Here is a 12,144-nt window from a genome sequence, read left to right as displayed (position 1 = left end):
TCACTCCTCCCAAGCTCGATAGGTTTGGCGTTGACGACCCAATCCTTCAATCTCGACTTCAACTACATCGCCTGATTTCAGATACGCAAAGCGTCCAGATACAGCGACTCCCTGAGGCGTTCCTGTCGAGATCACATCGCCTGGCTCAAGTTGCATGTACTGGGAAAGATCGCGCACGATCTCGGCACAGCTGAATATCATGTCGGCTGTACGGGAATCTTGCCGAGACTCTCCATTAACCCAAGAGCGCAATCTCACATCCGCTGGATTAAATTCATCTGCCGTTACGGTCCAAGGTCCTAATGGCATATAGCCGGGGCTGCATTTACCCTTACTCCACTGACCTCCTGAAATTTCTAGCTGGAACGATCGCTCGGAGAGGTCGTTAGCTAATACATAGCCGCCGATATGCTGCGCCGCATCTTCCAAAGAATCACAGTAGGCGGCCGTGCTACCGATAATGATACCCAGCTCAACCTCCCAGTCAGTCTTCAGGGAGCCACGAGCAATGGTAACGGTGTCATTTGGGCCCGCAATGGTATTGGGTGTTTTGAGAAAAACGATAGGGCTCTTCGGCGGCTCCGCACCGGACTCAGCGGCATGGGCGGCGTAATTCTGACCGATACAGATCACCGCTGAAGTGGTAGCCACGGGGGAGCCATAGCGAATATTATCGTCGATATTAACAGCGGTAAGATGACCTTTTTCAACCAATTCACTAAGTTTCCGCACCCCACCAGAGGCCCAGAATTTGGGGCCAAAATCACCTACCGGCGAAGCGTCGTACAACACTCCATCAATCTCAACAAGCGGCATTTCATATCCAAGTTCACCACGGCGTAACAGCTTCATACTTCCTCCTTTAGCAGACCCTGGGCCCACAGATCATTCCAGAATGCTTCGGGTATTTCGGATGACGCTAGCGCAAGATTCTTCTCAACTTGCGCAACCGAACGCATACCGGCCATAACATTCACGACAGCAGGATGCCGCTTGGGAAAGTGCAGCGCGGCCTCCGGAAGGCTCACTCCATGATCGCGCGCCACCGCAGCAATCTGCCGCGTCCGATCCAGCGCCCACTTTGGCGCGGGGCCGTACTCGTACCACGCGTCCTCGGACGGCTCTTCGCGCGCAAGTAACCCAGAGTTGAAAATTCCAACGGCAATAACGCCCACTCCTTTCGCCTGACAGGCTGACATCAACCCCACTTGCTCCTGCTCAAGCAAGGTATACCTACCAGCAAGCATGATTAAATCGGGGTCGGAATGATCCACGAAACGGCGCAGCATAGTGGCGTCTTTAGAACCAATACCCCACGCTGAAATAACCCCTTCGCTGCGAAGTCGGTTCAGCATGGGTACCGCACCGCTGATCGCTTCGTCGAAACGGTCAGTCGGCTCTTCAGGATCATGAATCCAGAGAATGTCGACAGCATCGAGTTTCAGCCGCCCCAACGACTCTTCAAGGCTGCGCTGTACCCCATCGGCTGTGTAGTCACGAAGGCGCGTTAGATTATCGGGGACAAGAAAACCATTTTGATGATCAGAACCCTGCGGCATTGGGTTCTCTCTTAGCAGTCTTCCCACCTTAGTGGAAATAACGTAATCCTTGCGCGACTGCCCACTAAGCGCTCTACCAATCCGCTCTTCGGAAAGCCCTAAACCATAATGTGGGGCGGTGTCGAAGAACCTTAGCCCGCCCTCCCATGCGGCCTCCACGGCATCGATGCACGCCTGCTCTGCCACCTTTTTGCCCATGTTTCCAAATTGCGCCGTACCGAACCCCAACTCACTAAAAGCGGTGTTGAGCTTATTAGGTAAACGAGAAGATGTGGTCATTGACTTGGTCTCCTTGAGTAGATACGAAGGGCGTTCTCGTGGGCAATTGCCGCACGGTGGTCAGCGGGCAAGAGTTCTAATACGCGCAAACACCAATCGTAGGTATCCAGGCTAACGGGATAGTCACTGCCGAGTAGGCAACGCTGAGGGCCGAAAAGCTCAACGGCGGCCCCCACTACGCCAGCCGTAACATCTTCCAGCGCTATAGACCCTTGGCATTCCGCAGGTAATCCGGAGAGCTTGCAATGTACGTTGGGTAGCTCCGCAAGACATGCCAAGTCTCGGTGCCAATTGAGCATGGCCTGTTTATTACCAACCTCAGGCTTTCCCATATGGTCCAGCACCACAGTAAGCTCAGGCACTTGCGAAAGCAGTTGGGTGAGTGCAGGTAATTCCCCGGCTCTAACGCAGGCATCAAACGGAATGCCGTTGTCTGCAAGTCTTTTCATTCCCTGTAAGAGATAAGGCGAGTTGAAGAGGTTACGATCCTGTAGAAGCCTACGCACACCAACCAACTTGGGTAGCGTTGTAACTCTTTCCAGTCTTTCAGCAGCGTCATGTGCCTCGAGCGCCACACCGGCCACGATGCCGTAAACCCGCGAGTCCTTCTCTGCTATATCAGCGAGCCAATCAGCTTCCTTGACTGGGTCATCGGCATCGGCTTCAACGAGAATGTATTGGCGTTTTTCAACCCGCTCAGGAATGGCTGATTTGGATGGCAATCCTGCTTGAGCAAGCCACGAAACATGGACAGTTGACGTATCCCAGATGTGAAGGTGTGTATCGATAATCATGGCACGCCGACCGTCAGCAAGAGATTCGAATACGGGCGTGTTTCACCGGTAGCGACGAGAAGACATACGTCGGGCTCACGACAAGCCGCATAAAATTCCATCCGCGCCAAACTCGACCATATGATGTCTTCTCCGCCACGATGAACATGCGAAGCCAGCAACTGCTGAAATTCCTTAACAGCTTCAGAGGCACCGCCTTCGGCCGTTTGCATATAAATCGCAGACTCCACATAAATCGTCTCTGCCACCGCCTTTAAAACGTCGGCAGCCGGAATCATTCCTGCACAGAGGTTCAAGTGGACTCTTGGGGCAGTAGACGGCGCACCCGTTGAATGCGGGTAAAGCGCATCAGCAATGAGAATCTGCGATCCATGGCCTGCCTCGGCTAGACCAGAAAGCAACGCCGGATGCAGAACGCGTCCTTTAATCATACGGCGGCTCCGTCTCGGCGCTTCTTCCACTCAGCACCATTCGGCCAAGCCCAACTCGCCAGCGACTCCGCTTTTATTTCCGCAGAGTAGCCAGGAGCTGCTGGCAGCAAGTAAGCCCCGTCTTTAACTCTGCAAGGGTCAACGAAATGTTCGTGAAGGTGATCCACGTATTCGGCAACACGTCCCTCCATCGGGCCTGAGACCGCGACGTAATCAATCATCACCAAGTGGCTAACAAGCTCACAAAGCCCGACACCACCAGCATGAGGGCACACGGGTTTCGCGAATTTTTTAGCCATGAGTAAGACAGGAATAATTTCGTTGATACTGGCGAGTCGACAGGAATCGATCTGAACAAAATCTACAGCGTTGGCTTGCAGTAACTGTTTGAACAGTACACGGTTCATACCATGCTCACCGGTCGCGATGCCAATGCCCTCGTCGCGAACACCATCGGCAATAGCGCGGTGGCCTAAAACATCATCAGGGCTAGTGGGCTCTTCAATCCATAGCAGATTGTGATGGGCTAGCTCTCGCACTCTCTGGATCGCTTCTGGCACATCCCAAATCTGGTTGGCATCGATCATTAGCGATCTGTCCGAACCAATTACCGAACGAGCGATACCAAGCCGACGCTCATCGTCTTCAGGGTTTGCACCGACCTTAAGCTTGATATGCTGATAGCCCTCCTCAATCGCTTCGCGGCAGAGCCTTTCAAGCTTTTCATCCGAATATCCCAGCCACCCGGCGGATGTTGTATAGCACTGAAACCCATGATCCTTGAGATCAGAAATTCGTTCTTCACGATATTGGCGCTGCTCTTCCAGCATAGCGATGGCTTCATCGGCCGTCAGCACATCAGAGAGGTAGCTCAAGTCGAGTTGATCGACGAGATCAGCCGGTTCCATTTCACAGATATATTGCCAGAGTGGCAGCCCTGCTCGGCGTGCTGCAAGATCCCATACCGCATTCATCACAGCGGCACGAGCCAAGTGAACGACCCCTTTATCTGGCCCGAGCCAACGAAGCTGAGAGTCCTCTGCAAGTTCACGGTAGGCTTGCCCAGGCTTATCGCATAACTCAGCCACATCACGTCCGACGAAGCGAGAGGCTAATGCGTTAACCGCTTGAAGGCAGATATCATTTCCACGCCCTATGGTAAAAGTAAACCCGCATCCATAGAGCGCATCATCATCCGTTATAAGCCGGAGATAAGCGGCGGAGTAATCTGCATCCTTATTAACAGCATCAGATCCATCGCTACTGTCTGACGTAGGAAATCGCAGATCGATAAGGTCAATGGCAGTAATAGCAGTCATCTTTGAACCCCGAATTCATATGATGTATTTAACTCTGGCTTAATTCTTACGCTAGCTTCAAACTTTCTTAATTCACCGCAATAACCCAGGAAAGCGCATGAGTGAAGACAACCTCGCAGACAACGCTGTACGCCGCCCATCACAAAACGAAGTGGTTGTTCAAGGCATCCAGGACATGATCACTTCGAGAGAGATCAAGCCTGGTGACAGACTCCCTGTAGAGCCCCTACTTGCCGAGCGTTTCAATGTATCTCGCAGCTCTCTTCGAGAAGGTGTACGCGCACTGGTTGCCATGGGCATCCTGGAAACAAGGCAAGGCTCCGGCACTACCGTTACAACGCTTGATCCTCATTTACTTCTTAAACCGCTGGTTTTTTGGGCCAGCATTCAGGGCGACAAATCCTCACTTGACCTGCACGCTGTGCGCCAAGCACTTGAAGTTGAGTCTGCTGCTACCGCGGCTTCGCGAAGAACACCGGAAGATATTGAGCAACTCAAACACCTGCTCAAAACGGCGGAACCTGCCATTCGAGCTAAAGATCACGAAGCGGCCATGGCGGTAGACCTGGAGTTTCATCTCACGGTGGCAAGGATCTCCCGAAACCCCATCCTTATCGCTCTTTTAGAAGCACTGTCTCGCCCAACGCTAAGAATGAGGATATGGCAGTCCATTTACCGCGGGGGCCGCCTGGACACTACACACCATGAACATCTGGCAGTACTGAATGCGATTGCCGCTGGCGACCCCATTTCGGCGCATGCTGCCATGCACACTCATCTGGCTCAGGTTGCCGTTAATCTGGAAGACTGATCCCCAGCGATAAGCACTAGGCTAGATCTTCAGCACTGGCTGACTCCGGCGCAGGATTACGCAACACATACATGCCGTATCCAACGATCACCATGAAACACCCCATCACTACCAGGTAACTGATTCGAGCCGATGTCATATCGATTACCCATCCCTGTAACGGAGGAATAAGTGCGCCTCCAACAATCGCCATAACCAGCCCCGCAGCACCATACTTGGTGTCCTGACCAAGCCCAGTGAGCGCGATGCCATAGATAGTGGGAAATAGAAGTGAAATACAGGCACTCAGCATAACGATGGCTACTGACCCAGCGATGCCGCCAGTTATTACAGCAAACAGGGATAGCCCTACGCCCAGCACACACATAAGCGTCATTAACTTACGTGGATCAAAGCGCCCCATTAAGCCCACCATAAGGAAGCGGGAGAACAAAAAGACCAACAGAGATGCCTGAAGCCAGTACCCTGCGACGGCATTGCTAACGCCCAGGTTTTCAGTAATGTAGTGGAGCGTAAACGTCCAGGCACATGTCTGAGCAGCAACATTAAAGAACTGGGCGACAACACCAAATGAGTAGCGGCGATTTTTCAACAACCGCCCCAGGCGGCTACCAGGCAGCTTCACAGCGTCTGCTTTGCGGTCTGACATCAAAGCCGTATGCGCCGGAACGCGCACCATAGCGATGGCGATAGCAATAACAATGTAGAGCAACGCCAACGTTATATAGGGGCCCATCACAGCTTGCAGTTCGGCTGACTGAATGCTTTCAAGTTCTTGTTGCGAAAGTGCCGCACGATCTACCGCTGTGGCGGGATTAACATGGGGCAAAATAAAGATCGCAGCCAACAACACGCCAAGGTTAGAACCAATAGGATTGAAGGCCTGTGCAAAGTTAAGCCGGCGCGTCGCATTGTGCCGTGGCCCCATAGCCATGACATAAGGATTTGCCGATGTCTCCAAAATAGAGAGCCCCGCCGCCAGCGTGAACAAAGCGACAAGAAACATTGAGTAGGTCATTACAATCGAGGCAGGAAAGAAAAGAAAACCGCCTGTGGCGGCCAAAAGCAGACCGATCAGCACACCCCCCTTATAACCAAGCTGCGAGTTAATCCAGGCGGCTGGAATGGCTAACGCGAAATATGCCCCGTAATAAGAAAATTGAACCAACGAAGACTGAAACGCGCTCATTGAGAAAACTGAACCGAAAACCGATACCAGCGGGTCGGTCAAGTTTCCAGCCAACCCCCACGCCGCAAAACAGGCAACTATTAACAAGAATGGCAGGCGCATGCCTTTGTGGAGGAATGGTTCTTTTTTTAATTCTGAATTCTCTTTAGACGATAGTTCAGCAAGCTGTGATTGCACAAGCAACTCCTTGTTATATTATTATCCAAAGTGAATTCATCTGATGAATTTCGCTGAAAGTAAACTAGCCAACTTGGCTGTATATGGCAAGCTTCGGCTTGCTAGCCATTCGTCTAAGGTTTCTAGCGAGAATTGGTTTTCTTGAATACTAGAGTTGCTATACGTATACCTGATCCAGTTGTGTCCAATGTTAGCCACTTGACTATTGCTTTCTCTTTGAAAGGCTGACTTTGTAGCAGCAAAATTGTGTAAAAATAACCAAACAGGACAACAACAATGACCATCATGACTGTCGAACAGATCGAGCACTTTCTGGATGAGGTGTTTCCCCAGCGAATGGGCAGAGTTGAAAGCGTAGGCGAGATGTGTGCCACGATGCGCTTAACGGTAGGGTATGAACACCTACGCCCCGGCCCTCGAGTAAGCGGCCCTACGATGATGGGCTTTGCCGATGTGGCGCTGTATGTGGCGATTCTGGCCCAAATCGGCCCTGAACCCATGGCGGTGACCAGTGACTTAAACTGTCACTTCCTGCGCGCCGCTTCAGGCGAACACGACATTATCGCCCGCGCCAAACTGATCAAGCTGGGCCGCCGTTTAGCGGTGGGTGAAGTACAGATATTCTCCGCAGCCGATGAACACCGCCCAGTTGTGCACGTCACCGCAAGCTATGCCTTGCCCGCTACGTAGCAGCCGACAAACAGGGTAAGCAGCGATCGTAGAGAATGGCTTGCAAAAAAACGCCCCGGGCCCTGGCTATCAAGAAGCCAGGGCCCGGGGCGTTTAGCAGCCAGGTAGCTTAGTAAGCGGCTTCTGGCTCGTAGTACTCTTCTACATTGTCGAGAGTGATTAGATCAGCGTTAAGGATGAGCCGTGAAGGCACGCCGTGGTACATATCGCCCAGATGTTCGCCTTTAACGCCGTGTACCGCTACCGCCATGGCAGAGGCAATCATGTTCGGCGGATAGGTAACGGTGCCTTTAACCATCGGGTGCTCGTTACGAATCATTTCAATCACTCGCTGAGAGCCGCCACCGCCCACAATCAGTTGGATATCGTCGCGGTTGTTTTCATCCACCGCCTGAAGGGCCGAGATCAATACGTCATCATCACCCGCCCAAATGGCGTCCACTTCCGGGTTACTGCCCAGCAGGTCTTCCGTTACGCTAAGCGCCTGCTGTGGGTTCCAGTTGGTCGTTTGAGAGGCCAGGATATTGATGTTGGGGTAGTTTTCCATCACCCGATTAAAGGCATCGACACGCTGGCTGTTGATGGGAATAGGCGGACCTTCCAGCACCAGAATATTGCCCTCGCCGCCCAACTCTTCAGCGATATAACGCGCGGCGTGCTCGCCTAAGCCTGGGTTATCGCCCGCAATAAAGACGTTTTGCGCAGGCGTTTCAAGCTCGCGGTCCACCACAACGGTATAGATGCCTTCATCGTAGGCTTCGGAAATAACTGCCTGAAGCGTTGCCGGGTCGTGGGGAAGAATGACCAGTGCATCCAGGTTGCGGATCATCAGATCTTCCACGTTAGAGACCTGGGCCGTGCCGGAGTTAGCGGAGAGTACCGTAAAACTGACATCCGGATACTCCTCGCTTAGCTCATCGGCGGCTTGCTGTGCCCACCATAAAAGGCCTGCGGTCCAGCCATGGTCAGCGGACGGCACGGTGACGCCAATATGGTAGTCGTCGGCCAGCGCCAGGCTGGACGTACCCGCTATGGCCGTTGCCAGCGCGGCAGTCTTGAAAAGGCGTGATAGTGTCATTGTTATTGCTCCCTTTCTAACGTACATCGTGGATGGGCGAGCCAACCCCGCCCAGTGTGATCGTCGGCCCTGTTTGGGCATAGCGACCGAAAAGACCGTTTTTAACGTCCGCTTTTACAAATCAGGCACGCTTGTACTGCAGCAGCACCGCCAGCAAAATGACGCCACCCTTGACCAACCCCTGCAAATAAGGGGAAACGCCGGTCAGGTTAAGCATGTTGTTGATAATACCCAGAATCAGCGCACCGATGACCGTGCCCCATATCGAGCCGCGCCCGCCGGAAAGCGCCGTGCCTCCGATGACGACGGCGGCGATAGCATCCAGTTCATAAAAGTAGCCTGCATCACTCGGGCTTACCGAGTTGAGCCGTGAAGTCAGCATGATGGCCGAAAGACCCACACAGATGCCCGCAATCACAAAGGTGGAGAGCACAATGCGCTCAACCCGAATGCCCGAATAGCGTGCTACCTGAGGATTAGCGCCCACCGCGCACACATGCCGCCCGTAAGGGGTATGAAACAGCAGCACATGCGCGATGATCGCTAAGCCAAAGAATACGATCACCGGAACCGGAATGCCCAGCAAAAAGCCGCCGCCCACGCTTGAGAAGTGCGGGTTGGGGGTAGAAACCACCGCCGCATCGGTGAAGTAGAGCGCCAGCGAGCGAAAAATCGACATACTGGCAAGCGTTACCACAAAGGCGGCAATACGCCCTCGGGTGACTAACAAGCCGTTGAATAGCCCTAACAGCCCGCCCGCTGCGATAGCGGCCAACAGGCCGAGAAGCACCGCCTGAATGGGGTCACTAATACTATTGACGATATACAGGATAACCACGCCCACCAGCGCCACCATCGACCCCACCGACAGATCGATCCCGCCGGCGATAATCACAAAGGTCATGCCGATGGCGATAATGCCGGTATAGGAGACCTGACGCATCACGTTGGAAATATTGCGCGTATTTAGAAAATATTCGCTGGCGATGGACGACACTACGAACAGCAAAATCAGCGCCACCAGCGGGGCCAGAATCGTCGCGTTAAGGGGCAGCCTGCGCAGGCCTTGGCGTGCAACGCTCCCCATTGTCTTGGTATTAGGCGGTTGAGCCATCTTTATTCCCCACTTGTTCACGGTTGGCGTGCTGCCGTGCGCCAGCGGCATACAGCATTATTTGTTCTTCGTTGATCTCGTCACCGTTAAGCTCAACGGCTATTTGCCCCTCACGAATCACTAACACCCGATCCGCAATACCAATGACCTCTTCAAGCTCAGAGGAGATCACGACAACAGCTTTATTTTGTTCGGTAAAGTCGCGAATCAACCGGTAAATCTGCTGTTTAGCGCTGATGTCGATGCCGCGGGTGGGCTCATCGAGCATCAGGATCTCGGGCTCGATATCGAGTAGCTTCGAGAAGTAAACCTTCTGTTGGTTACCACCGCTCAACAGGCTCACCGGCGCCGCGAGGTTGGATGCCTTGATGGCCAAGCGCTGCTGGTAATGTTCAGCTTGACGCCGTTCAGCGCGATGTTTGATAAACCCGCGCACATAGCGCTTCAGGCTAAGGGCGGTAATGTTCTGCATGACGTTAAACGAGAGAATCAGCCCCTTGCCCTGGCGGTCTTCCGACAGATACGCCAAGCCGTGGGCGTGGGCTTCGTTGGGCGAACGAAGATCAACAAGCTCGCCATCGATTAATATTTCGCCCTGCTCTTTACGGTGCAGCCCCATGATGGTTTCAGCAATTTCGGTGCGCCCCGCACCTACTAACCCGGCAAGCCCCAACACTTCACCGCGGCGTACTTCAAGGTTGATGTCCTTGAGCTTGCCTTTAAGGCTCAAGCCCCGCACCCGCAGCGCGGGCGGCGTGTTATCAGCACGTTGCGCAAGCTTCTCAGGGTAAATTTGTGACAGCTCACGCCCGACCATTTTGCGCGCCATGCCCTCTTCATTAAGCGTCGCGGTCTCGCACAGTTCTACTTGCTGGCCGTCGCGTAAAATCAGCAGCCGATCACAAAGGTCTTTGACCTCTTTTAGCTTGTGAGAAATAAACAGAATCGTGACGCCCTTGGCGACCAGCGCGCGCACCACTTTAAACAGCACTGCGACTTCGCGGTCGGTCAGTACCGTAGTGGGCTCATCCAGAATCAGCAGTCGCGCGTCGTTAACCAGCACCCTGGCCACTTCTACCATCTGCTTTTGGGCAACGCTTAGCCGCTCGATGGGAAGTTCAGGGTCCAGGTCCACTTCAAGCGAGCTGAGTAGTTGCTGGGTTCGCTTACGCATACCAGCGTGGTCAAGAAAACCATGACGGCGTACTTCCTGGCCGAGAAAGACATTTTCGTAAACACGCAGCGTGGGGATTAAATTGAATTCCTGGGGGATCATCGCCACGCCGTGAAAACGCGCCGTAATCGGGTCCAGTGCGTTGAATATCTGGCCATTCAGGTGAATCGTACCCGCCGTTGGCGTGTAAATACCGCTGATGATCTTTAACAGCGTGGATTTTCCGGCGCCATTTTCCCCCAGAATACCCAGCACTTCGCCCGGCATAACGGAAAGGGAAATATCATTCAGTACTTGAACGGGGCCGAAGGCTTTACCGATCCCTTCAAGCTTTAAAATAGGCTCGCTCATGGGGCGCCCCCAGAAGCGCCTGACGCTTTACTCAGATGCAGCGGCGTCCAGCTACCCTCCGCCTGGTGTGAGGTAATCGCCGCGGCAATAAAGCGCATGCCATCCACACCGTCTTCAATGCCGGGCAGCCAAGCGGGATACTCACCAGCCGCGTGACCATCGGCCAACGCCTGATACAGGTTGGCAAAGGCTTCAATGTAGCCTTCCGGATGCCCGCCCGGCACGCGAACGCCTTGAGCAATGTTCGCACTTAGCCAGTCATCGCGCCGCGTTAAGCGCTGGCTTGGCCCATTAAGCGGTTTCAGCCACAGCTCGTTGGGCTGCTCCTGGGCCCATTGCAGGCTGGCCTTCTCGCCGATGACGCGAATGGTTAGCGCATTTTCATAACCAGCGGCCGTCTGGCTTGCCCACAGCATGCCGCGCGCACCGCCGTTAAAGCGCAGCAGCGCCTGAACGTTATCGTCCAGCGCCCGCCCCGGCACCGCTGTCACCAGCTCAGCGCTTACCTCACTGACGCGCTGACCGCTGATAAACTGGGCCAGCTGAAACGCATGCACGCCGATATCTCCCAAACAACCCGCCGCGCCCGCCTGAGTAGGATCCAACCGCCAAGCAGCTTGGCGGTTATCGGCTTCAGGGGGTTCACTTAACCACTCTTGAATATATTCGACCTGTACATGGCGAAGCTGCCCCAGCGCGCCTTCGGCAATCAGTTCACGGGCATGCTGAACCAGTGGATAACCCGCATAGTTGTGCATTAATACAAAGTGGCGAGCGCTTTTCTCAGCCGCCTGCGCCAGCTGCTCGGCTTCCTCAACACTGAGCGTCATGGGTTTTTCACACACCACGTGAAAGCCCACTTTCAGGCTTGCCAGCGCCGCCGGGTAATGCAGATGGTTGGGCGTCACAATCGCCACGACCTGCGCACCATCTTCACGAGCGGCTTCGCCTGCCAACAGCGCGGCGTAGTCGGTATAGCAACGCTGCTCATCAATACCTAACTCGCTGGCGGTCGCCAGGTTGCGCTCGGTCTGGGATGAAAAAGCCCCGGCCACCAGCTCAAAGCGGTCGTCCAGGCGTGCCGCCATGCGGTGCACACCGCCAATAAAAGCCCCCTGGCCGCCGCCTATCATGGCGAGGCGAAGTCTGCGCGGCGTGTTATTGATTATTGTCATGAA

12 protein-coding genes are annotated in these 12,144 nt (G+C 54.1%); 2 read left to right on the top strand and 10 right to left on the bottom strand.

The window, feature by feature from the left end; all coding sequences use genetic code 11:
* From ACT3TJ_RS03805 to ACT3TJ_RS03785, 5 genes are read right to left on the bottom strand one after another with little or no spacing between them, the layout of a single operon-like run.
* Window positions 1–852 (bottom strand): fumarylacetoacetate hydrolase family protein, encoded by an 852-nt coding sequence (locus ACT3TJ_RS03805; RefSeq protein ID WP_444621767.1) that lies wholly within the window; start codon window positions 850–852, stop codon window positions 1–3.
* A complete protein-coding gene (locus ACT3TJ_RS03800; protein ID WP_444621766.1) occupies window positions 849–1,838 on the bottom strand; it encodes an aldo/keto reductase in 990 nt (329 codons plus the stop codon). The genes ACT3TJ_RS03805 and ACT3TJ_RS03800 overlap by 4 nt, the downstream gene beginning before the upstream one ends.
* On the bottom strand, window positions 1,835–2,632 hold the full coding sequence (locus ACT3TJ_RS03795; RefSeq protein ID WP_444621765.1) for an amidohydrolase family protein: 798 nt from the start codon (window positions 2,630–2,632) through the stop codon (window positions 1,835–1,837). The genes ACT3TJ_RS03800 and ACT3TJ_RS03795 overlap by 4 nt, the downstream gene beginning before the upstream one ends.
* The gene (locus ACT3TJ_RS03790; RefSeq protein WP_444621764.1) at window positions 2,629–3,063 is read right to left on the bottom strand and encodes an RbsD/FucU family protein; all 435 of its coding nucleotides are present in this window, start codon (window positions 3,061–3,063) and stop codon (window positions 2,629–2,631) included. Before ACT3TJ_RS03790 ends, ACT3TJ_RS03795 begins: the two co-directional genes overlap by 4 nt.
* Entirely contained in the window at window positions 3,060–4,382 is a 1,323-nt protein-coding gene (locus ACT3TJ_RS03785; RefSeq protein ID WP_444621763.1) for an enolase C-terminal domain-like protein, read from the bottom strand. The genes ACT3TJ_RS03790 and ACT3TJ_RS03785 overlap by 4 nt, the downstream gene beginning before the upstream one ends.
* Window positions 4,383–4,479: 97 nt before the next feature.
* On the opposite strand from ACT3TJ_RS03785, the gene ACT3TJ_RS03780 reads away from it, so the two are divergent.
* On the top strand, window positions 4,480–5,193 hold the full coding sequence (locus ACT3TJ_RS03780) for a FadR/GntR family transcriptional regulator (RefSeq protein WP_444621762.1): 714 nt from the start codon (window positions 4,480–4,482) through the stop codon (window positions 5,191–5,193).
* Window positions 5,194–5,209: 16 nt separating this feature from the next.
* Here the strand turns inward: ACT3TJ_RS03780 and fucP are convergent, their stop codons facing one another.
* Complete coding sequence (fucP, locus tag ACT3TJ_RS03775; RefSeq protein ID WP_444621761.1) at window positions 5,210–6,559, bottom strand: L-fucose:H+ symporter permease; 1,350 nt, start codon at window positions 6,557–6,559, stop codon at window positions 5,210–5,212.
* Between the two features lie 276 nt (window positions 6,560–6,835).
* On the opposite strand from fucP, the gene ACT3TJ_RS03770 reads away from it, so the two are divergent.
* Window positions 6,836–7,249, top strand: coding sequence for a PaaI family thioesterase (locus tag ACT3TJ_RS03770; protein ID WP_444621760.1), 414 nt, complete (start codon window positions 6,836–6,838; stop codon window positions 7,247–7,249).
* Between the two features lie 109 nt (window positions 7,250–7,358).
* On the opposite strand, the gene ACT3TJ_RS03765 is transcribed toward ACT3TJ_RS03770, so the two are convergent.
* From ACT3TJ_RS03765 to ACT3TJ_RS03750, 4 genes are all read right to left on the bottom strand, one after another.
* Window positions 7,359–8,327 (bottom strand): substrate-binding domain-containing protein, encoded by a 969-nt coding sequence (locus ACT3TJ_RS03765; RefSeq protein WP_444621759.1) that lies wholly within the window; start codon window positions 8,325–8,327, stop codon window positions 7,359–7,361.
* 121 nt (window positions 8,328–8,448) lie between these two features.
* Entirely contained in the window at window positions 8,449–9,441 is a 993-nt protein-coding gene (locus ACT3TJ_RS03760) for an ABC transporter permease (protein ID WP_192526899.1), read from the bottom strand.
* Window positions 9,425–10,966, bottom strand: coding sequence for a sugar ABC transporter ATP-binding protein (locus tag ACT3TJ_RS03755; protein ID WP_444621758.1), 1,542 nt, complete (start codon window positions 10,964–10,966; stop codon window positions 9,425–9,427). The genes ACT3TJ_RS03760 and ACT3TJ_RS03755 overlap by 17 nt, the downstream gene beginning before the upstream one ends.
* Window positions 10,963–12,141: a Gfo/Idh/MocA family protein gene (locus tag ACT3TJ_RS03750; RefSeq protein ID WP_444621757.1), complete on the bottom strand. Its 1,179-nt coding sequence runs from the start codon at window positions 12,139–12,141 to the stop codon at window positions 10,963–10,965. The genes ACT3TJ_RS03755 and ACT3TJ_RS03750 overlap by 4 nt, the downstream gene beginning before the upstream one ends.
* Window positions 12,142–12,144: the final 3 nt, after the last annotated feature.

Origin of the sequence: Halomonas sp. AOP30-A1-24 (genome assembly GCF_052378165.1) — a bacterium.
In the GTDB taxonomy this organism is placed as follows: domain Bacteria; phylum Pseudomonadota; class Gammaproteobacteria; order Pseudomonadales; family Halomonadaceae; genus Vreelandella; species Vreelandella citrativorans.
The sequence above is the reverse complement of the archived record's forward strand: the minus strand, read 5'-3'. Positions and strand labels throughout refer to the sequence as shown.